Raw genomic sequence first — 22,780 nt, forward strand, 5'->3', positions numbered from 1 at the left:
TTACTAATTTCTAATGCTTCTGTATACGCTTTTTCAGGATTTGAAATAAGATTTTCCTGAATACTTCGGGTTCTACTAATTTCTGATTCACTCAATTCTTGAGCAAACATCAAATTAATAAATAATAACAGTATAACTGAAAAAGTAAATTTGTGCATCTTGAAAAACTAGTACTGAACCTAAAAATTACAGGCGCTAAAATAAGAATAAAACTACACTGTTTTGAAATTTCTTTCCAAGATTAATTTTTATCATTTTCAGATATTATCTCAAATAAGAATTCTTAATAAAGAAAAATCCCAAACTCTTTTGAATTTGGGATTTTATATTTGGGATTTATATTTCTATAATTCTAACGCTTTTTTCACATTTCCACCCATTAATAACTCTGCTGGGTTTTCTAATGCTTCTTTAACCGCTACTAAGAATCCAACTGACTCGCGTCCGTCGATGATTCTGTGGTCGTATGATAATGCTACGTACATTACTGGAGCAATTACGATTTGACCGTTTTTAACGATAGCTCTTTCAACCACGTTGTGCATTCCTAAAATACCTGATTGTGGAGGATTGATAATTGGTGTAGATAACATACTTCCGAAAACACCACCATTAGAAATTGTGAATGTTCCACCTGTCATTTCATCTACAGTAATTTGTCCATCACGAGCTCTGATTGCCAATCTCTTGATTTCTGCTTCAACACCTCTGAACGATAATGTTTCTGCATTTCTCATAACCGGAACCATTAATCCTTTTGGACCAGAAACTGCTACTGAAATATCACAGAAGTCATAAGAAATTTTCTCTTGACCATCAATCATAGAGTTAACATCTGGATATAATTGTAAAGCACGAGTTACCGCTTTGGTAAAGAACGACATAAAGCCTAATCCTAAACCATGTTTCGCTTTGAACTCTTCTTTGTATTGATCACGTAAAGCGTAAATAGCTGTCATATCTACTTCGTTGAAAGTAGTTAACATTGCTGTTTCGTTTTTAGCAGATACTAAACGCTCAGCTACTTTTCTACGTAACATAGACAATTTAGTTCTTTCTGAACCACGGTTTCCTCCTGTTGGAGTTCCCATTGATGGCACTGCGTTTACAGCGTCATCTTTAGTGATTCTTCCACCTTTACCTGTTCCTACAATGTCAGAAGGCTCAATGTTTTTTTCGTCTAATATTTTTCTAGCTGCTGGAGATGGCGCTTGAGTTGCATATGTTTTTTCTGCTACTGGAGCTGCTTTTGGAGCCTCAGCTTTTGGCGCTTCAACCGCTTTTGCTTCTTCTTTAGCTGGAGCTGCCCCACCTTCTGGTTTTGCTGCACCTGTATCGATTAAACAAACTACTGCACCTACTGCTACTGCATCACCTTCTTCTGCTTTTAATGTAATGATTCCGCTTGCTTCTGCTGGTAATTCTAATGTTGCTTTATCTGAATCAACCTCAGCAATTGCTTGGTCTTTTTCTACATAATCACCATCTTTTACTAACCATGTAGCAATTTCTACTTCTTTAATTGATTCCCCTGGAGAAGGGACTTTCATTTCTAAAATCATGTTTTTTAGTTTAAAAGTTTAAAATAAGTTTAAAAGTTTAAAAGTTGTGTTAGCCTTAAACCTAAACTATTGGCTGTTTTTATTTTATTGAAATAATGTTTTATCAAATACCATAGCGATAGCATTTTTCTGACGTTTTTTAGAACGTTCATAACTACCTGCTGCTGGTGCACTGTATGCTTTTGGCGATGCTAATCTTAATTTTACTAAATTAAAGTTCATTAACATATAACCATAAGCTCCCATGTTTTTAGGCTCTTCTTGTGCCCAAACATAATCATCAACATTTGGATAACTGTCGATAATCGCTTTGATTTGGTCAACTGCTAATGGGAACAATTGCTCTAAACGAACCACTGCCACATCGTTTCTACCTAATTCTTCTCTTTGTGCAATGATGTCGAAATATACTTTTCCTGTACAGAAAACCAATGTTTTGATAACTTTTTTATCTGTCACATTTGGATCATCTAGTACTTCTTGGAATTGACCGTTTGCTAATTCATCCATTGAAGATACTACATCTGGGTGACGTAATAAACTCTTTGGAGAGAATACTACTAATGGTTTACGGAATTCTGTTTTTAACTGTCTTCTCATTAAATGGAAGAAGTTAGCTGGCGAAGTTACATCGGCAATATACATGTTGTGTTTTGCACACATTTGTAAATAACGTTCCATACGTGCTGATGAGTGTTCTGCTCCTTGGTTTTCATAACCGTGAGGCAACAACATTACCAATCCGTTTTGGTTGTTCCATTTATCTTCACCTGCCGAAATATATTGGTCAATCATAATTTGAGCTCCGTTAGAGAAATCTCCAAACTGTGCTTCCCAAATTACTAAAGATTTTGGCGATGCTAATGCATATCCATACTCAAAACCTAAAACACCATATTCTGAAAGGTGTGAATTGTAGATATAAAAGTTCCCTTTTTTATCTTTTATTTTATCTAAAAGAATTACTTCTTCTTCTGAATCTTCTACTTTAACAACAGCATGACGGTGTGAAAATGTTCCACGCTCAACATCTTGCCCAGAAATACGAACATCAAAACCTTCAGACATTAAAGAACCATAAGCTAATAATTCGCCCATTGCCCAGTCTAATTTATTGGTTTCAACCATGCTCTTTCTATCACCAATTAACTTCGTAATCTTACTGATGAATTTTTTATCAGATGGAAGTTCAGTAATAGTTTTGGCGATTTCAGCCAATTGATTTTTATCAAACTTTGTATCAAATTTTTGAAGCATTACATCATCTGAAACTTGTTTGTAACCTTCCCACTCATTTTCCATGAACGGTGTAATTACAGTTAAATCTTTCTTACGAGAAGCTTCTAAATTCTCATCTAATTTTGCTTTGTAAGCTTCTTCCAATTCTTTCACAAAACCAGCCGAAATAACGCTTTCTTGAACTAATTTTTCAGCGTAAATATCTCTTGGATTTTTATGTTTTGAAATGGCTTTGTATAAAATAGGTTGTGTAAAACGAGGCTCATCACCTTCATTGTGACCATATTTTCTATATCCTAATAAATCGATGAAAACGTCTGTTCCAAATTCCATACGGTAATCTAAAGCAAACAACATCGCATGAACTACAGCTTCTGCATCGTCTGCATTAACGTGTAAAACTGGTGATAATGTTACTTTAGCAATATCCGTACAATACGTTGACGAACGTGCATCTAAATAATTCGTTGTAAATCCGACTTGGTTATTGATTACTAAGTGAATTGTTCCACCTGTTTTATAACCATCTAATTTCGCCATTTGTATAATTTCATACACAATACCTTGACCAGCTACAGCGGCATCACCGTGAACAGCAATTGGTAAAACTTTTGAAAAATCGTCTGCGAAATATCTATCTTGTTTTGCTCTTGTAATTCCTTCAATAACAGCACCTACTGTTTCTAAGTGCGAAGGATTTGGAGCTAAATTCAAATTGATTTTTTTACCAGAATCAGTAACTCTATCCGAAGTTAAACCTAAGTGATATTTTACGTCACCATCAAAGTTAGCGTCTTCATCATAGTCTTTTCCGTCGAATTCAGAGAAAATATTTTGAGTGTTTTTCCCAAAGATGTTAGCCAAAACATTCAAACGACCTCTATGAGCCATTCCCATTACGAATTGCTCCACACCTTTATCAGCAGCAGCTTCCACTAAAGCGTCTAAGGCAGGAATAACCGCTTCACAACCTTCTAATGAGAAACGTTTTTGACCAACATATTTAGTATGCAAGAAGTTCTCGAAAGAAACCGCTTCGTTTAATTTTTTAAGTATGTGTTTTTTCTTGTCAGCAGTAAAGTTTGGTAAATTATCGTTAATGTCTAAACGATTTTTAATCCATTCTAATTTGTGTGGTTCTCTGATGTACATGTACTCCACTCCGATAGATTGGCAATATACATTTTCTAAATGCTTAACAATTTCAGCCAAAGTACAAGGCTTCATGTTCACCATTTTAGCAGCATCAAAAACCGTATTCAAATCCGCTTGAGACAATCCGAAATTTTCAAGAGCCAATGAAGGTCCATGAAGTCTTCTATCTCTTACAGGATTTGTTTTTGTGAATAAATGACCACGAGTTCTATATCCTTCAATTAATTTAAGAACATTGAACTCTTTTTGCATTTTTTCAGAAATTTCACCTGAATCACCCGAAACTACTTGAACTACTTGTGCGGCAAATTCTTCAGAACCATAACCCGCTTGTGCAAAGTCAAATCCTTGAAAAAAACTTCTCCAGCTTGGCTCAACGCTATCTGGATTTTGTAAATATTGTTCGTATAAATCGGCAAAAAAAGCCGTATGTGCAGCGTTTAAAAAGGAAAACCTATCCATAGTGTGTTGTCTAAAAGACCTTTTAATTAAAAATTTACGCAAAAGTAAAACATTTTATGATAATCTTTCAAGGATTTTTATACTTTTATAACATTAATTTTTTCAAAATGGAATTATGAAAAAGAATTTCGTAATAAATTTAACATTTTTGTTAACTATTGTGGTTTTATTTAGTTTTAAACCTGAAATTTATGCACAAGAAAATACCGAAAATAAAACAAAAAGCGATTTTTGGAATCATGTTCAATTTGGTGGCGGACTTGGTTTAGGATTCGGGAGCGGATATGCAGACGTAATGGTTGCACCAAGTGCCATTTACAATTTTAACGACTATGTTTCAGCTGGATTAGGACTTCAATACAACTATGTAAAACAACGTGATTTTTATAATGCTAATATGTATGGCGGAAGTATAATTACCTTGATTAATCCAATAGCCGAATTACAAATATCTGCCGAATTAGAGCAATTAAGAGTTAACAGAACTTTTGAAGACTTTTACGGTAGTGCAACTCAAGATTTTTGGAATACAGCACTATTTTTAGGAGCAGGTTATCGTAATGAAAATGTAACTTTTGGTATTCGATACAATATTTTGCACAAAGACAGAGACAATATTTATGCAGAAGCATTTATGCCTTTTGTGAGAATTTATTTTTAATACTTATTACGAAACCATACCTTTTGCCACTCGCGTTTTAAGACCAAAAATGCAACTTGTTCAGATAATTCTACCAAATCAGAGCCATCTAATTTTTTGATTTGCTCTTCTGGAACATCAATTATGTAGAGTAAATTCAAGTATTCAGCAAATTTGTATTGAATGAGTTTGTAAATTTTTTCTTGTACCAAATTCTTAAATTCAAACGGAAAAATACTTGATGGTACATCTAAAGATTCATTCGCTAAAGCAAAATCTTTGTTTACTTGCTCAATCAATTTGAAGTACAAATGTTCTTCTTCGGCTTGCGAAATTAAAGCGTCAATATTTGCAGGCGGATTATACATTTCTTCCCATTAAATTTTCGCCAAAAGCTTTTAAAATGGCTTTCTTTTCAGATTCGATATTCATTTTTTCTAGAGTTTCAAATGCTTTAAAAGTATAGTCTTGAATCGCTTTTTTAGTAGCTTCACTTGCACCAGAAGCATTAAAAATGGATTTTACAGATTCGATTTTATCTGTATTTTCTGAAGGTTGAATGGAAAACAAGTGCAATAATTGTTGTTTTTCTTCAGCTTTTGAAAACTCAATTGCTTTTAAGTATAAATAGGTTTTTTTATTTTCAATGATATCGCCACCCACTTGTTTTCCAAAAGTTTCTGGATTTCCAAAAGCATCTAAATAATCATCTTGTAATTGGAAAGCTATTCCTAAATTCAATCCGAAATCATAAATCAAATCCGCATTTTCATCGGATGTTTTGGCAACTATTGCTCCCATTTTCATCGCAGCACCAACTAAAACAGCAGTTTTATATTCAATCATTTTCAAATATTCGGGTATCGTAACATCGTCACGCATTTCAAAATCTACATCATATTGTTGTCCTTCGCAAACTTCTAAAGCTGTTTTACTAAATAATTTAGCTAATTTTTGAAAAGTTGCTGGTTCATAATTTTCAAAAAACTGGTATGCTAAAATCAACATTGCATCACCTGATAAAATTCCAGTATTCAAATCCCATTTTTCATGAACCGTTTGATTGCCTCTTCTTAAAGGCGCATCATCCATAATATCATCATGAATTAATGAAAAATTATGAAAAACCTCAACTGCAGTAGCCGCAGGAATCGCTTTTTCGCAATCTACATTAAAAACTTCGCTTGCCATCAATGTTAAAACAGGACGCATTCTTTTTCCACCAAGCGACAAAATATACTCGATGGGTTCGTATAAATTTTTAGGTTCTTTATTGGAAACAATTTGCGAAAAATGATTACCCATTTTTTCCTGATAGTACGATATAGAATGCATTACTTGAATTTTTTGCTAAAATACTTCAATATTCTGAAACGACACGAATATATCAAATGTTAAATTTATGTAAAAACATTGGAAACTATTTTGGTGTTAAAAGTTTCCTGCATACATTTGTACCATCAAAACAATATTACCATGCAAGTATTAAGTTTAGAATTGAACCAAAAGCAATCAAATTTTTTTATAAAAGCAAGAAAAAACTTAGCTTCTTATTTAAAGAATACTATTCAGCATTCTTCTGGTTTTATGGAGATTAGAAATGATGTAATAGAAAACGTTTTTATACGATTTGATTTAGAAATTGAAGATGACCATAGAATTGTAAGAAAAGATTTTAAAGGTTTCCTAAGAAGAAGTAAAAATGAAAAAGTTCATTTTGAGTCGTTATCGTTTCAAAGAATTAATGATAATATAAGTTTTATTAAAGGAGAATTAACCATCAATAAAATCACAAAGATTGTAGAATTAGAAGCTTACTTGAAGAAAGAAGAAAACAGAAAAGGAAAATCAAAAGTGGTTTTTGATATTGTAGGAGAAATTAATAAAAAGGATTTCGGTCTAGGTTTAGATGAAAGAATAAGTATCAATGGAGTAGGTTTTGGAAAAAACATCAATATTGAAGGAAATTTTGAATTTTTAAGTAATTAATAATGAACTGCGAAATAAAAAATAAAATCATAGGAAAAGCTACCGATATGTTTTTAAAGTTAGGTTTTAAAAGCGTAACGATGGATGATATTGCTAGTGAAATGTGTATTTCTAAAAAAACAATTTATAAATATTTCAGCAATAAAGAAAAATTAATTGAAGAAGGAACAGAAGTAGTGCATCAAAAAATTCATTTATTAATGGATGAAGTAATAGCACAAAATCATAATGCAATAGTAGAAAATTTTGAGTTGAGAAAAATGTTTAAAGAAATGTTCCAATCAGTAGATCAATCTCCAGCATACCAACTCAAAAAACATTATCCTGAAATTTATGATAAAATGATAGGCAATGAAATTGAAGACTGTAGTCAAATGTTTCGACTAAATGTTGAAAAAGGAATAAACGAAGGTTTGTACCGAAAAGAAACTGATATTGAGGCTGTCGTAAAATTTTATTACACCCTAATTTTTAACATAAACGAAAACACCATATTGGAAAAAGATGCCTACGAACTTGAGCTAAAAGCTTTAGAATATCATACAAGAGCTATTGCAACAGAAAAAGGAATTGAGGAACTTGAAAAACAATTAAAAAACCCTAATATATAATCATCAATGAAAAATAAAATAGTACTAACTTTTCTCTTAGCTGTTGGATTTTTACAAGCGCAAGAAAATAAAGCTTTAACACTTAAAGACGCTATTACATTCGCTTTAGAAAACAAAGCAGAAGCTAAGAAAGCAAAATTAGAAGTAGAAAATAGCGAGTATAAAATTCAAGAAGTTCGTTCGAGAGCTTTACCGCAAATTTCGGCTAATGGAAGCATGACATACAATCCTATTCTGCAATTAAACGCTTTACCAGGCGATTTTTTTGGAGCTCCAGGAACTACAATTTTAGCACCACTTGGACAAGAATGGAACTCGGTAGCAGGAGTTTCTTTAAATCAAGCTTTGTTTGACCAATCGGTTTTTACTGGTTTAAAAGCGGCAAAATCTACTAGAGAGTTTTACCAAATAAATGCGCAACTAACCGAAGAACAAGTTATCGAACGTGTTGCAAATGCGTATTATCAAGTATATGTGCAACAACAAAAACTAATTGTGGTTGATAACAACTTGAAAAATACAAACAAAGTAAAAGACATCATCAAAGGTCAATTTGATAATGGTTTGGCTAAAAAAATTGATTACGATAGAATTACGGTTCGTGTTAACAATATCAATTCACTTCGTCAGCAAATTTTAAATGCGATTTCGCTTCAAGAGAATGCATTGAAATTTTATATGGGAATGCCAATGGAAAACAAAATTATCATTCCTAATACTGCTTTTGAAGTTACACCACAAGACTTATCATCAACAGCTGATGTTACAGGAAGAACCGAATATTTGTTACTTAAAAAACAAGAACAATTATTAACATACCAAAAAAAGGCAGCTCAAGCGGCATATTATCCAACACTGTCATTAAGCGGAAGTTACAACTATATTGGACAAGGTCCAGAAATGCCATTGTTTGCAAAACCAGCTGATGGCGTTTATTGGTCAGACTTTTCTTCTATAGGTCTGAGTTTAAGAGTTCCATTATTTACAGGTTTTGGAACAAGAGCAAAAGTTAGACAAGCAAACAACGCATTAAGTTCGATAAAAGTAGATCTTGATGACACAAAATTAGCGTTAGATTTAGCGTTTGATAATGCAAAAAAACAACTTGAAAACAGTTTGATTACCATCAACAATCAAAAGGAAAACGCGCAACTTGCTCAAGAAGTTTTTGATAATACCAATAACAATTACACACAAGGATTAGCTGCATTAACCGATTTATTAGATGCTGAAAACGCATTGGTTGAAGCACAAAACAATTATACCAGTGCTATTTTAGAATATAAATTAGCAGAAATTCAATTTATAAAATCAAAAGGCGAACTTAAAACACTAACCAATAAATAATTAAAATGAAAAAGACAATCATAACCATAGTAATCATTTTAGCCTCATTAGGTTTAATCGGATACATTTTAACTAAAAACAAAGCAGAAAACGAAGCTAAAACAGCAATCGTAGCTGAAAAAAACGCATCAGTTTCTGTAAAAGTTGATACGGTAAAAACAGAAGAAGTTTCATTAGATTTCGTATCAAACGGAAACTTTGAACCAATTCAAGAGTTAAAATTTTCTGCTGAAAAATCTGGAAAAGTTACTCAAGTTTTAGTTAAAGAAGGTGATTATGTAAAAGCCGGACAAACACTTGCTATTGTAAGAAGCGATGTTATTAACGTAAATGCACAAAACGCTAATGCGGTATATCAAAACGCTGTTGCTGATTACACAAGATTTGAAAATGCTTTTAAAACAGGCGGTGTAACGAAACAACAATTAGATCAAGCAAGATTAGCAATGGTAAATGCAAAAGCGAATTTAACTCAAGCTAACATCAACGTAGGTGATACTAGAATTAAAGCGCCAATTAGTGGTTTTATCAATAAAAAATTCATTGAACCAGGTTCTATTTTATCAGGAATGCCACCAACAGAATTATTTGAAATTGTAAACGTATCAAAATTAAAATTAAAAGTTACGGTTAACGAAAGTCAAGTGGCGAGCTTAAAAGTAGGAAGCGTAATTAAAGTGGGTTCAAATGTATATCCTGACAAAGAATTTACTGGAAAAATCACTTTTATTGCTCCAAAAGCTGACGCAAGTTTAAACTTCCCTGTTGAAATTGAAATCACCAACAATACTTCAAACGACTTAAAAGCAGGTATGTATGGAACAGCAAAATTTGCTTCAAACCAACAAAAACAAACGTTGAAAATCGTACCAAGAAATGCATTTGTTGGAAGTGTTAGTAGCAACGAAATTTTTGTAATTGAAAACGGAACGGCAAAACTTAAAAAAGTAACTGCTGGTAGAATTTTAGGCGACAAAGTAGAAATCTTAGATGGATTATCTAACGGAGAAATCGTAATTGTAACGGGACAAATCAACTTACAAGACGGAAACGCTGTTGAAGTTATTAAATAATCAAAACATATGAAATTAGCAGAAATATCGATAAAACGTCCGTCGTTAGTAATTGTATTGTTTACAATTCTAACACTTGGTGGACTGTTCAGTTATAGCAATTTAGGTTACGAACTGATTCCTAAATTTGAAACCAACGTAATTACAATTGCCACAATTTATCCTGGTGCATCGCCAAGTGAAATTGAAAATACGGTAACCAAAAAAATTGAAGATGCCGTAGCTTCTTTAGAAAACATCAAAAAAATTGATGCCAAATCGTATGAAAGTTTATCAACCGTTTCCATCACATTAACTTCAAATGCTGATGTAAATGTTTCGATGAACGATGCGCAACGTAAAATTAATGCCATCATTAGTGATTTACCAGATGATGCCGAAACACCTTCGTTAACTAAATTCTCCTTGAGTGATTTACCAATTATGACAATTGGTGCCAACGGAAAAATGGACGAAGTTGCTTTTTACGACTTAATTGATAAAAAATTAGCTCCGATTTTATCTCGTGTTCAAGGTGTTGCGCAAGTAAACATTATTGGTGGACAAGAGAGAGAAATTCAAGTAAATCTTGATGCAGTAAAAATGCAAGGTTACGGACTTTCGATTCCACAAGTGCAACAAAATATTTTATCATCAAATTTGGATTTCCCTACAGGAAACATTCAAACACGTGACCAAAAAATATTAATTCGTTTAGCTGGAAAATATAAAAATGTTGAAGAGTTAAGAAACTTAATTGTGTCATCAAAAAACGGAATTCAAGTTCGCTTAGGTGATATTGCTGATGTTCAAGACACCCAAAAAATTGCTGAAAAAGTTGCTCGTGTAGATCAAAAAAGTGCTATTCTTTTACAAATTGTAAAACAATCTGATGCAAATGCTGTAGCAGTAAGTGAGGAATTGGTAAAAACCATCAACAAACTAGAAAACGACTATAAATCAAAAGGATTACAATTAGAAATCGCAAAAGACAGTACGATTTTTACATTAGAAGCAGCAGATGCTGTAGTTCACGATTTACTTATTGCGGTTATATTAGTAGCTTTAGTAATGTTGTTTTTCTTACACAGTGTTAGAAACTCGTTAATTGTAATGGTTTCGATTCCTGCTTCGTTAATTGCAACTTTCATCGGAATTTACTTAATGGGATATACCTTAAATTTAATGAGTTTATTAGGATTATCTTTAGTTGTTGGTATCTTGGTGGATGACGCGATTGTGGTATTGGAAAACATTTACCGCCACATGGAAATGGGTAAAAACAAAGTTCGTGCTGCCTATGATGGAACAGCCGAAATTGGCGGAACCGTTGTATCGATTACCTTAGTAATTGTGGTAGTATTTTTACCAATTGCAATGAGTACAGGATTGGTTTCCAACATTATTACGCAATTCTGTGTAACGGTTATTATCTCTACTTTGTTGTCGTTAGTGGCTTCATTTACTATCATTCCTTGGTTATCATCAAGATATGGAAAATTAGAACACATTACTGGAAAAACATTCTTTGGAAGAATCATTCTTGGATTTGAAAGTTATTTAACTCGTTTTACTGACTGGGTTTCAGGATTATTAAATTGGTGTTTAGACCATTATATTAAAACTATCGCGGTTGTTTTAGTGTTGTTCTTTGGATCAACCATTGGATTAATGGGTGGTGGATTTATTGGAGGAGAATTCTTCGCAGCATCTGATAGTGGTGAGTTTTTAGTTCAAATTGAAATGCCAAAAGACGCTTCGTTAGAACAAACCAACTTTATGACTCAAAAAGCAGAAGCTTTCTTGAAAAAAGAAGAATATGTTCACAGTCAAATTACAACTATTGGTCAAACCAGTGAAGGTTTAGGAGCTTCTCAAGCAACTGCTTATAAATCGGAAATTAACGTAAAAATGGTTGGTTTAGACAAACGTGATGAACCAGCAAACGTTTATGCTGCGAAAACAAAACGTAAATTAGAGAAAATCTTAGTTGGAGCAAAAGTTAAAACAGTCCCAGTAGGTATTTTAGGAACCGCTGAAGACGCTACTTTAGGTTTAATTGTTACGGGTCCGAATGTAGAAACTGCTATGGCATTTGCAAAAGCTGCCGAAAAAGAATTACGTACGATTCCTGGAGCAACCGAAATTGAATTATCGGTAGAAGACGGAAATCCAGAAGTAAACGTTCAAGTTGATAGAGATAAAATGGCTGCTCTTGGATTGAGTTTACAAACTGTAGGTATGACGATGCAAACCGCATTTAGTGGAAATACTGATGGTAAATTTAGAGCTGGTGAATACGAATACGACATCAACATTAAATATAATGCATTCGACAGAAAAAGTATTGCCGATGTAAGTAACTTAATTTTCATTAACGATAAAGGCGAACAAATCAAATTAATTCAATTTGCTACCGTTTCTGAAAGTTCTGGCCCAAGTGAATTAGAACGTAGAGACAAATCAGCATCGGTAACTGTAAAAGGTCAAAATGTGGGAGTTGCTTCGGGAACTATTGTTTCGCAATGGCAAGAGAAAATTGATAAATTAGAAAAACCAACAGGTGTAGATTACATTTGGGGTGGTGACATGGAAAATCAATCAGAAGGTTTTGGAACACTTGGAATTGCTTTATTAGCAGCTATTATCTTGGTTTACCTTGTAATGGTTTCGTTATATGACAGTTTTGTGCATCCATTTGTAGTATTGTTTGCGATTCCGCTTTCGTTTATTGGAGCTATGTTAGCTTTAGCTTTAACAAATAACACTTTGAATATTTTCACCATCTTAGGCATCATCATGTTAATTGGTCTGGTGTGTAAAAATGCGATTATGCTGGTGGATTATACCAATCAAAGACGTAAAGCAGGAGAAAGTATAAGAACCGCATTAATTCAAGCAAATCATGCAAGGTTACGTCCAATTTTAATGACTACGATTGCGATGGTATTTGGTATGTTCCCAATTGCATTAGCTTCTGGAGCTGGAGCAGAATGGAAAAACGGTTTGGCTTGGGTAATTATTGGTGGATTAATTTCATCGTTATTCTTAACCTTGATTGTAGTTCCTGTAATCTATGAAATCATGGAGAAAATAATCGCTAAGTTCTCTAAAGGAGAAAAAACAGATTATGAAGCAGAAATGGTTGCCGATTATGTTCACACAGAATTAAGTGAAGACGGTTTTAACCCGAAACACACATTATAAAAACAAAAAAGTCCCGATTTTATCGGGACTTTTTTTATACTTTAAATTGAATTAATTTTTAACTAAAACATCTTTTGACCATTTTTTTACTTCAGCAATTCTGCTATCTGAAAAATCAACTTCGCTCAATGTTGTATCACTCCAAAAAAACCATTTTCCTGTTTTAGCTCCTTTGTTGTATTCTCCGATTGATTGTTTGCTACCATCTTCGTTGTAAGCCATCCATTTTCCATGTAATTTTCCGTCTAAGTAATATCCTTCTTGTTTTACTTGTCCGTTATCATAATAATATGTTGCTTTTACCATTTGGTCAACCACTTCAAATTTTGGTTTTACTTCTTGTGCAAATGACAAACTCGAAACCAATAAAACTACTGCAATCACTACTTTTTTCATACTCTTTTCTTTTTTAGGTTAACATTACAGTAACAAATATAAAATATATTTTACAATAAAAAAACTTTTACTTAACAATTTGGTAACATTATATAAAAACTTAACATTGAAAAAGCCAATACGTAATGTATTGGCTTTAAACTAAATATAAAATATATCCTAAATTATTTCACTAAACCATCTAATAGTTCAGTTAATGAAGCTGATGAAGGTCTTGCAGCATCTGCTTTGATAACTTTTCCATCAGGTCCAATTAAAATGAATCTTGGAATAGAGTTAATTCCAAAAGCTTTTACAAAATCAGAAGTCCAGTTTTTGTCTGCAAACAATTGAATTCCGCCTAATTCTTTAGAAACCACCATTTTTTTCCATTTCTCATAATCTTTTTCAGTATCAACAGAAATACTTACAAACTCGATGTTTTTTCCGTGATATTTAGCTTCTACTTTCTTTAAGTGAGGAATCTCAGCTAGACATGGCCCACACCAAGTTGCCCAAACATCAATATAAACGTACTTACCTCTTAAATCTTCCAATTTCGTTTTTCCACCTTTATGGTTTTCGTAATCAAATGATGGAGAAACAATTCCTTCCATTTTCTTAGCCGCCACTTTTTGATTATAATAATCCAGTAAGAATTTCTCTTCTTGATCAAATGAAGGACGTAACATTTTTACTAAAGTTTCATCAAAACCTTTACCGTCAATCAAACTAATATCATTTGCTTTCTTCTTAGCTAGTGCGTCTTTAAAAGTAGCTTCGTCAGCATCAAATAAAGCTTCTAATTCCATTTCAAACTTTTCATCAGACAATGCTTTTTTTGCTAAATAGTTGTTTTCATTTGCCCCTTTTCCTTTGTAAACAATAGTTTCATCAAAATCTTTGGTATCTAATGTCAACTTTAAATCGTAACCATTTTTCAAAAACATAGTAGTTCCTTCGTTGCCATCATTCAAACGGTATAATCCTCCATCTTTTGAAGCTTCAAAAGTGGTTTGAAATTCTCCTTTTTTATTAATTCCGACTTTTTGTTTGAAAGATCTTCCCGAAGAAATCGTAATTGTGTCTGAAAATCTATTGGCGATTTTCACGTTTAATGAAACGGTATTGGTTGTATTTTGAGCAAATCCAGAAAAAATTGCTACAAAAAACAAAAAGAATGCTTTTTTCATGTTTTAAAAGTGTTATTTATTGACTCAAATCTATTAAAATTAAACGAATAAAATTAATATTTGTTACTACATTTGCAAAAAATTTCAAGAAATGTACAGAAGTCATAACTGTGGTGAATTAAATGCTTCACACATCAATACAGAAGTTACCCTTGCAGGTTGGGTTCAAAAATCGAGAGATAAAGGTTTTATGATTTGGGTTGATTTACGTGATCGATACGGAATTACTCAATTAATTTTCGACGAACAAAGAACCGACAAAGCCGTTATTGAAAAAGCAAAATCTTTAGGAAGAGAATTTGTTATTCAAATCAAAGGAACTGTTATTGAGCGTGTTTCTAAAAACCCAAATATGGCAACTGGCGATGTTGAAATTTTAGTTACCGAATTAACTATTTTGAACGAAGCACAATTACCTCCATTTACTATCGAAGACGAAACCGATGGTGGTGAAGACATTCGTATGAAATACCGTTATTTAGACATCAGAAGAAATCCGGTTAAAAACAACTTATTGTTCCGTCATAAAGTATCGATGGAAGTTAGAAAATATCTTTCTGACCAAGGATTTTGTGATGTGGAAACGCCTTATTTAATTAAATCTACACCAGAAGGTGCGCGTGATTTCGTTGTGCCAAGTAGAATGAACGAAGGTCAGTTTTATGCACTTCCTCAATCGCCACAAACGTTCAAACAGTTATTGATGGTGGGTGGAATGGACAAATATTTCCAAATTGTGAAATGTTTCCGTGACGAAGATTTACGTGCCGACCGTCAGCCAGAATTTACTCAAATCGACTGTGAAATGGCATTCGTAGAGCAAGAAGATATTTTAGATATGTTCGAAGGTTTAACACGTCATTTACTAAAAGAAATCAAAGGAATTGAAGTAGATAAATTCCCAAGAATTACTTACGATTACGCCATGAAAACCTACGGTAATGACAAACCAGATATTCGTTTTGAAATGAAATTTGGTGAGTTAAATTCTGTAGCTCAACATAAAGATTTCCCAGTATTTAATTCAGCTGAATTAGTAGTCGGAATCGCTGCACCAGGCTGTGCAAATTACACAAGAAAAGAAATCGATGCTTTAATTGATTGGGTAAAACGCCCACAAATAGGAGCTTCAGGAATGGTATATGTAAAATGTGAAGAAGATGGAACTTTCAAATCATCAGTAGATAAATTCTACGATCAAGAAGATTTGAAAAAATGGGCCGAAATTACCAATGCAAAACCGGGTTATTTAATCTTAATCTTATCTGGAAACGCAAATAAAGTAAGAACGCAATTATCCGCTTTAAGAATGGAAGTGGCAACACGTTTAGGTTTGAGAAAATCTGACGAATTTGCACCATTATGGGTGGTTGATTTTCCTTTATTAGAATGGGATGAAGAAAGCGGAAGATACCATGCAATGCACCATCCATTTACTTCTCCAAAACCAGAAGACATGGCATTAATTGAAACCGAACCAGGAAAAGTTCGTGCTAATGCTTATGATATGGTATTAAACGGAAACGAAATTGGTGGTGGTTCTATTCGTATTCACGATAGAGAATTACAATCAAGAATGTTCGATTTATTAGGATTTAGTAAAGAAGAAGCTTTAGCTCAGTTTGGATTCTTAATGAATGCTTTCGAGTTTGGAGCACCACCACACGGAGGTTTAGCGTTTGGTTTAGATAGATTAGTTTCTATTTTAGGCGGACAAGAAACGATTCGTGATTTTATTGCTTTCCCTAAAAATAACTCAGGAAGAGACGTAATGATTGATGCTCCTTCTACAATTGATGAAGCACAATTACAAGAATTACATATTAAACTAAGATAATATGAAAAAGGTTCTAATTGGTCTTATCGTTATCATTGCTTGCCTAATTTCTTTTGGATATTTTCAAAAGAACAGTGGCTTAAATGGCGATAAATGGATTGGAATTGGAGTCCTATTAGCCGCTTTTGTTCTTATGCCTTTGTTTTTATATTCAAGATTTAAAAATAAAGAAACTAGAGAACGAATGCTAAACTTAGGTTTAAAGAAAAAAGAAGATACTGATAATCAGTAATTTTGAAATATTTTTAACTTTTTCTTGTTTGTGTTGTAAATAAGTATATCTTTGATAATTATTAATTTTTTACAATACAAAATGAGAACAGGTAAAGTTAAGTTCTTCAATGAATCAAAAGGTTACGGTTTTATTACTGATGATGAAACTGGAAAAGACATTTTCGTACACGCTAGCGGAATGAGAGTTGAATCTTTAAATGAAGGTGATGCTGTTAGTTACGAAGAAGAAGAAGGAAGAAAAGGTAAAGTAGCTGCTCAAGTAGTAGTTATCGAAGACTAATATATATTATTTTTTGATTACCTAGAAAGAACTAAGTCCCGATTAAATCGGGACTTTTTTTGTGCAAATATGTTATCGAAATACTTCAATAAAAAAAGGACTACAAAACTGTAGTCCTTTTTATTCTTAACTAACCTTCTATTTAAACAAATACTTTACTCCAAATAAAATATTTCCCTTTGGCATTGGTACCATTCCTGCTTCAACATACTCTGTGTTGAAAATATTATTAGCGTAAATCGAGAATTCCAACTCTTTTAATTTGTATGAGGCACTTACATCCCAAATATTATAACTAATTCCAGAAGTTCTTTCTACATATCTATATCCGATAGAATTACTAAAATTCTTGAACCATTCCATTGCATAATTTCCAACAAATTGATGTTTCATAGAATTAATCGAATATCTTGAATAAGCAGCACTGGTTTGCTTAACATCGTCTTCTATAAAAGTGTAACCCATTTTAATTTTTTGTGGCAAAGAATTCAATGTAAAACGATATTCTACTTGTGTTTCAAATCCTTTCGTATTTACATCCTGAATGTTTTGAGGCGTATAAACCACGTCTGATTCTGTTAATCTTACATAATCTATCAAATCATTTGAATCTCTATTGAATGCTGCAAACGTAAAATCAAACTTTTTAGTTAACCATTTCACTCCAATTTCTTCCGAAACAGCTTCTTCTGGTTGTAAGTTCTCGTTTCCAATAGCTTGTGGTCCTATGTAATACAAATCGGTATACGTTGGAACTCGGTAAGTATATCCAATGTTTCCATACACTCTAAAATCTGATGAAATTTGATAACCTAAATCTAATCCTGGAAATGCTTTGCTGTCAAAATCCGAAAAATAAGAAACAGCAACTCCGGGTGTTATATCAAATTTTTTATCCAAAAACTGAAAACGATGTTCTAAAAAAACAGAAGCCATTTCTCTTGAGTTATCACCCAATCGATTACTAGAAATGTAATACTTAGCCATTTCAATACCGAAACCAGTGATTCCAACTTTTGATTCATACGAACCATTTAATTCGGCAGCAAACTTATTGGTAATATGTAAATTTCTGTATGCCGATGGATTGCTTCTTATGTAGTGATATTCATCTTGATTTCTTCTCCAATACACTCTTGGTTTCCAAGTTAAATTTCCTTTTTTAATCACAGTTGAAAGGCCAACTAAACTCGCTTGTATTTCTTCATATTGCTCTTTTGCCGATGGAATTCCGTAAAAACCATTTGCACCAAATTTTCTTTCTGAATAAGTTGTCAGTAATTCAATTGGTAATTTATTTTTATTGAATTGACTTTTCAATACATAATTGGTATTATCAAAATCGGTATTATGACGATATCCTTCTGAAAAATTCTTCGAAAAATGCACGATATGACTACTTTCTTTTAAACTAACTGTACCAGTGGCTTCAGCAATAAATTGACCAAAAGAACCACCTTGAACTTTCGCAATCAAAGAATTTTCTTCAACATCTTTTGTTACAATGTTAACAGCCCCTGTGAAGGCATTTTGTCCAAAAACACGAGCAGCAGGTCCTTTAATTACTTCAATTCTTTTGATAACTTCAATTGGTAAAGCCAAATTCATCGTGTGATGTCCTGTTTGCGGATCATCAACTTTGATACCGTCAATAAGCAATAACGTTTGATCAAAACCACCACCTCTAATGTATAAATCGGCTTGCATTCCGTTTACACCTTGGCGTCTTACGTCAATTCCTGCTAATTGTTGCAAAGCATCTGCAACATTTGTAATACCAAGTTTTTTAATATCTTCAGCCGTAACAATTTGAATTGTTCTTGAATTTTCTTTGAAAGGCAAATCAATTCTAGAAGAAGAAATTACTACTTCTTTAAGCGTATCGGTTTTTTGTTCATTCTCTTGAGCACTTGCTGTTATTGAGCAAACTAAAAGTGAGGTTAAATAATATACTTTTTTCATTTAATTAGGGTATAGGTTATTTTAAAACGGTGCAAAAGTCGTAACTTTCCGGACGATTAAAATAGTCCAGTTTTAAAATGAAAGATAGTCCGGTTAATGTATTATTGAAAGAACTTATTCACTTTGATAAAACGAGTGCTACATCGGTGTATATTCAAATTTCCCAACAAATTATAAATGCTGTTCAAAGAAGGTATCTTAAAGAAGGAACGGCTTTGCCGGGCACCCGAATTTTCAGCCAATTACTCAACATTCACAGAAATACAGCCGTTGCTGTTTATGAAGAATTAGCTTCGCAAGGTTGGGTTGAAATTATTCCAAACAAAGGCACTTTCATCTTGGTTCCAAAACCGAAAACAGCTACTATTAAAGCAAGTACTAACAAAATAAACGATGCTTATAGTTATCCTAAAACGACAGGTTTTCCATTTCAAACTTCGTTTCACTTGGCATCAACAGAAGAATTTTCGGAAGCAAAATACATTTTAAACGAGGGTCAACCTGATTTACGATTGCATCCTATTCATGAATTTTCGAAATGGTACGGCACATCAATGAAACGAAAATCATTGATTTCAAAATGGAACAATACATCAAAAAATAGCTATTCTACATTTGAAAATCAATTGTGTAATTTTTTGAATGCAACCCGAGGTTTTCACATCAAACCAACAAATTTAATAAGTACGCGAAGTACTGAAATGAGTTTGTACATCATCTCGCAACTTTTAATTCGTAAAAAAGACGTTGTTTTAGTTGGTAATTTGAGTAATTATAATGCCAATATGATTTTTCAAGAAGCTGGAGCCGATATCAAAACCATTCCAGTTGATGAAAATGGATTAGACATTAATTACATAGAAAAACATTTTACAAAAGGCAAGATTCGTTGTGTTTATGTGTGTTCCAATCGCGATTATCCGACAACAAATACTTTGTCTGCTGAACGAAGATTACAACTTTTACAACTTGCAAAGAAATACCAATTTGCTATAATTGAAGATGATTTTGATTACGATTTTCAACTCGAGGGTTCTGCTATGTTACCCATGGCAAGTTCAGATGGATACGGAATGGTAATTTACCTTGGAAAGTTAGGTCAATCGTTATTTCCTAGTTTTCAAACAGGATTTGTGGTCGCTCCAGAAAATTTGATTTCGGAAGCCAAAAACTATTTGCAAATGTTAGACAAACAAGGCGACTTGATTCAAGAACAAGTACTTTCGGAATTAATTTATGAAGGTGAAATTCATCGTTTACTGAAAAAAAATTCGATAATTTATAAACAAAGACGAGATTATACTTACGAATGTTTGAAACGATATTTCAATGAAACCATTCAATTTAAAAAGCCTTCAGGCGGATTAGCAATTTGGATTGAATTTCTTCCTTCCATATCATTGATTCAACTTGCTGAAGAAGTAAGTAAATTAGATGTACTTCTTCCAAAAACAATTCTTTATCAAGATAAAAACACTTGCGCTATTCGATTTGGATTTGGGCATTTGAGTGAGGAAGAAATTGAAATTGTAGTAAGTAAATTAAAACTAGCTTACGATACAATCACAAAGTCATAAAATAAAAAAAGTCCCGCAAATTGCAGGACTTTTTACTATAAATCTATTGTCTTAGTCGGCTAAAACAATAATCTTGTTTTCATTCATTTCGATGGTGCCTGAATTAATAGGTAACCAATACGTTTGCTCATTTACTTTATTGAATTTAGAAACGAATTCTTTTTCAATTTTAATGTTTTGAGCATTGATTTTCACGTTTCCTTTTGCCAATAATGAAACAATAGGCGCGTGATTATTTAGCATTTGAAACTCACCGTTGATTCCAGGAACTGCTACCGAAGTAACTTCTCCTTTAAACAATGTAGCTTCTGGTGATACTATTTCTAAAATCATATTACTTAGTGATTAGTGAATAGTGATTAGTGATTAGCTTAAGTAACTGAATACTGAAACTGAACACTGAACACTAAATTATGCTTCTGCTAACATTTTTTGTCCAGCTTCGATAGCTTCTTCGATAGTACCTTTAAGGTTGAACGCGGCTTCTGGTAAGTGATCTAATTCACCGTCCATAATCATGTTAAATCCTTTGATAGTTTCTTTAATATCAACCAATACTCCAGGGATACCTGTAAATTGCTCCGCTACGTGGAAAGGTTGAGATAAGAAACGTTGTACACGACGTGCACGAGATACTGCTAATTTATCTTCTTCAGATAACTCTTCCATACCTAAGATGGCGATGATATCTTGTAATTGTTTGTATTTTTGAAGAATCTCTTTTACTCTTTGAGCACAGTCATAATGCTCGTTTCCTAAGATTTCTGGAGTTAAGATACGAGAAGTAGAATCTAATGGATCTACCGCTGGATAAATACCTAACTCAGCAATTTTACGAGACAATACAGTTGTTGCATCTAAGTGAGCAAACGTTGTTGCTGGTGCAGGGTCAGTTAAGTCATCCGCAGGAACGTAAACCGCTTGTACAGATGTAATAGAACCTTTTTTAGTTGAAGTAATACGCTCTTGCATAGCACCCATCTCAGTTGCTAATGTAGGTTGGTAACCTACTGCAGATGGCATACGACCTAATAAAGCCGATACTTCAGAACCTGCTTGTGTAAAACGGAAGATATTATCAACGAAGAATAATACGTCTTTACCTTGGTCAGATCCAGCTCCATCACGGAAATATTCAGCGATAGATAATCCTGAAAGTGCTACACGAGCACGAGCTCCAGGTGGCTCATTCATTTGTCCGAAAACGAAAGTAGCTTTAGACTCTCTCATTCCTGGCATATCTACTTTAGATAAATCCCATCCTCCATTTTCCATAGAGTGCATGAATTCTTCACCGTATTTGATAATTCCTGACTCTAACATCTCACGAAGTAAGTCATTTCCTTCACGTGTTCTTTCCCCTACTCCTGCGAATACAGAAAGTCCACCGTGACCTTTTGCAATATTGTTAATCAACTCCTGAATCAATACTGTTTTACCTACTCCAGCACCACCAAATAATCCAATTTTACCTCCTTTTGCATAAGGCTCAATAAGGTCGATTACTTTAATACCTGTAAATAAAACTTCAGAAGAAGTTGATAAGTCTTCAAATTTTGGAGCTGGTCTGTGGATTGGTAAACCATTTGCACCTGATTTAGGTAAATCTCCTAAACCGTCGATTGCATCACCAATTACATTAAATAAACGACCAAAAACGTCTGCTCCAATTGGCATTTGAATTGCAGCACCAGTAGCAACTACTTCTGCTCCTCTTGCCAAACCATCTGTAGAGTCCATAGAAATGGTACGAACAGTGTTTTCACCAATGTGAGATTGAACTTCAAGTACTAATAAAGTACCATCTTTTTTAGTGATTTCTAATGAATCGTAAATTTTAGGTAATTCGTTATTTGAATCGTTGAAAACGACGTCAACAACTGGCCCGATAATTTGTGCAACTTTTCCTGTGATTCTAGACATTGCTTATGTATTTATTTAATAGCTAATTAATGTTGAAAAAATGATGTATTTTTCCGAGTGCAAAGATAGTTTTTTCTAAAACAATTTTGCAATTTATTTTTTGAATTTTTTGCAATAAAAAAGCGAAATCTTCCA

The 22,780-nt window shown here is 33.2% G+C and carries 19 protein-coding genes; 10 read left to right on the top strand and 9 right to left on the bottom strand.

What is annotated here, in order from left to right:
• Positions 1 to 344: 344 nt before the first annotated feature.
• Positions 345 to 1,562 carry a 2-oxoglutarate dehydrogenase complex dihydrolipoyllysine-residue succinyltransferase gene (gene odhB, locus L6Q46_RS01920; RefSeq protein WP_291282869.1) on the bottom strand — a complete coding sequence of 406 codons (1,218 nt, stop codon included), beginning with the start codon at positions 1,560 to 1,562 and terminating at the stop codon, positions 345 to 347.
• An 84-nt stretch (positions 1,563 to 1,646) separates the two neighbouring features.
• Positions 1,647 to 4,418: a 2-oxoglutarate dehydrogenase E1 component gene (locus L6Q46_RS01925; protein WP_291282870.1), complete on the bottom strand. Its 2,772-nt coding sequence runs from the start codon at positions 4,416 to 4,418 to the stop codon at positions 1,647 to 1,649.
• A 115-nt stretch (positions 4,419 to 4,533) separates the two neighbouring features.
• Here L6Q46_RS01925 and L6Q46_RS01930 point away from each other — a divergent pair, with 115 nt between their 5' ends.
• A complete protein-coding gene (locus tag L6Q46_RS01930) occupies positions 4,534 to 5,079 on the top strand; it encodes a hypothetical protein (protein ID WP_291282871.1) in 546 nt (181 codons plus the stop codon).
• Here L6Q46_RS01930 and L6Q46_RS01935 read toward each other — a convergent pair.
• Together L6Q46_RS01935 and L6Q46_RS01940 are read right to left on the bottom strand one after the other, a co-directional pair.
• Positions 5,076 to 5,426: a hypothetical protein gene (locus L6Q46_RS01935; RefSeq protein ID WP_026724495.1), complete on the bottom strand. Its 351-nt coding sequence runs from the start codon at positions 5,424 to 5,426 to the stop codon at positions 5,076 to 5,078. The two genes, L6Q46_RS01930 and L6Q46_RS01935, sit on opposite strands and share 4 nt — an antisense overlap.
• Positions 5,419 to 6,393 carry a polyprenyl synthetase family protein gene (locus L6Q46_RS01940; RefSeq protein WP_291282872.1) on the bottom strand — a complete coding sequence of 325 codons (975 nt, stop codon included), beginning with the start codon at positions 6,391 to 6,393 and terminating at the stop codon, positions 5,419 to 5,421. Before L6Q46_RS01940 ends, L6Q46_RS01935 begins: the two co-directional genes overlap by 8 nt.
• A gap of 141 nt (positions 6,394 to 6,534) precedes the next feature.
• Here L6Q46_RS01940 and L6Q46_RS01945 point away from each other — a divergent pair, with 141 nt between their 5' ends.
• The 5 genes from L6Q46_RS01945 to L6Q46_RS01965 are packed head-to-tail and all read left to right on the top strand — an operon-like array spanning position 6,535 to position 13,264.
• Complete coding sequence (locus L6Q46_RS01945; RefSeq protein WP_291282873.1) at positions 6,535 to 7,047, top strand: YceI family protein; 513 nt, start codon at positions 6,535 to 6,537, stop codon at positions 7,045 to 7,047.
• 14 nt (positions 7,048 to 7,061) lie between these two features.
• Positions 7,062 to 7,658: a TetR/AcrR family transcriptional regulator gene (locus L6Q46_RS01950; RefSeq protein ID WP_291282886.1), complete on the top strand. Its 597-nt coding sequence runs from the start codon at positions 7,062 to 7,064 to the stop codon at positions 7,656 to 7,658.
• Positions 7,659 to 7,664: 6 nt separating this feature from the next.
• A complete protein-coding gene (locus tag L6Q46_RS01955) occupies positions 7,665 to 9,005 on the top strand; it encodes a TolC family protein (protein ID WP_291282874.1) in 1,341 nt (446 codons plus the stop codon).
• A gap of 5 nt (positions 9,006 to 9,010) precedes the next feature.
• Positions 9,011 to 10,078: an efflux RND transporter periplasmic adaptor subunit gene (locus L6Q46_RS01960; protein ID WP_291282875.1), complete on the top strand. Its 1,068-nt coding sequence runs from the start codon at positions 9,011 to 9,013 to the stop codon at positions 10,076 to 10,078.
• Positions 10,079 to 10,087: 9 nt separating this feature from the next.
• Complete coding sequence (locus tag L6Q46_RS01965; RefSeq protein ID WP_291282876.1) at positions 10,088 to 13,264, top strand: efflux RND transporter permease subunit; 3,177 nt, start codon at positions 10,088 to 10,090, stop codon at positions 13,262 to 13,264.
• A gap of 51 nt (positions 13,265 to 13,315) precedes the next feature.
• Here L6Q46_RS01965 and L6Q46_RS01970 read toward each other — a convergent pair whose 3' ends face one another.
• Positions 13,316 to 13,660 carry a membrane-binding protein gene (locus tag L6Q46_RS01970; protein WP_111566299.1) on the bottom strand — a complete coding sequence of 115 codons (345 nt, stop codon included), beginning with the start codon at positions 13,658 to 13,660 and terminating at the stop codon, positions 13,316 to 13,318.
• Positions 13,661 to 13,824: 164 nt separating this feature from the next.
• Positions 13,825 to 14,832 carry a TlpA disulfide reductase family protein gene (locus tag L6Q46_RS01975; protein ID WP_291282877.1) on the bottom strand — a complete coding sequence of 336 codons (1,008 nt, stop codon included), beginning with the start codon at positions 14,830 to 14,832 and terminating at the stop codon, positions 13,825 to 13,827.
• Positions 14,833 to 14,923: 91 nt separating this feature from the next.
• Between L6Q46_RS01975 and aspS the strand changes: the two genes are divergently transcribed.
• From aspS to L6Q46_RS01990, 3 genes are all read left to right on the top strand, one after another.
• Entirely contained in the window at positions 14,924 to 16,669 is a 1,746-nt protein-coding gene (gene aspS / locus L6Q46_RS01980) for an aspartate--tRNA ligase (protein WP_291282878.1), read from the top strand.
• Position 16,670: 1 nt separating this feature from the next.
• Positions 16,671 to 16,901, top strand: a complete 231-nt coding sequence (locus L6Q46_RS01985) for a hypothetical protein (RefSeq protein WP_111566302.1) — start codon at positions 16,671 to 16,673, stop codon at positions 16,899 to 16,901.
• Positions 16,902 to 16,982: 81 nt separating this feature from the next.
• Positions 16,983 to 17,183, top strand: a complete 201-nt coding sequence (locus tag L6Q46_RS01990; RefSeq protein WP_008255794.1) for a cold shock domain-containing protein — start codon at positions 16,983 to 16,985, stop codon at positions 17,181 to 17,183.
• 138 nt (positions 17,184 to 17,321) lie between these two features.
• On the opposite strand, the gene L6Q46_RS01995 is transcribed toward L6Q46_RS01990, so the two are convergent.
• A complete protein-coding gene (locus L6Q46_RS01995) occupies positions 17,322 to 19,145 on the bottom strand; it encodes a TonB-dependent receptor (RefSeq protein ID WP_291282879.1) in 1,824 nt (607 codons plus the stop codon).
• 77 nt (positions 19,146 to 19,222) lie between these two features.
• Here L6Q46_RS01995 and L6Q46_RS02000 point away from each other — a divergent pair, with 77 nt between their 5' ends.
• Positions 19,223 to 20,722, top strand: coding sequence for a PLP-dependent aminotransferase family protein (locus L6Q46_RS02000; RefSeq protein ID WP_291282880.1), 1,500 nt, complete (start codon positions 19,223 to 19,225; stop codon positions 20,720 to 20,722).
• Positions 20,723 to 20,773: 51 nt separating this feature from the next.
• Here L6Q46_RS02000 and L6Q46_RS02005 read toward each other — a convergent pair whose 3' ends face one another.
• Positions 20,774 to 21,055 (bottom strand): F0F1 ATP synthase subunit epsilon, encoded by a 282-nt coding sequence (locus L6Q46_RS02005; RefSeq protein WP_026725933.1) that lies wholly within the window; start codon positions 21,053 to 21,055, stop codon positions 20,774 to 20,776.
• 78 nt (positions 21,056 to 21,133) lie between these two features.
• Complete coding sequence (atpD, locus tag L6Q46_RS02010) at positions 21,134 to 22,645, bottom strand: F0F1 ATP synthase subunit beta (RefSeq protein ID WP_291282881.1); 1,512 nt, start codon at positions 22,643 to 22,645, stop codon at positions 21,134 to 21,136.
• Between the last annotated feature and the right edge of the window lie 135 nt (positions 22,646 to 22,780).

This window comes from Flavobacterium sp. (assembly GCF_023151265.1).
In the GTDB taxonomy this organism is placed as follows: domain Bacteria; phylum Bacteroidota; class Bacteroidia; order Flavobacteriales; family Flavobacteriaceae; genus Flavobacterium.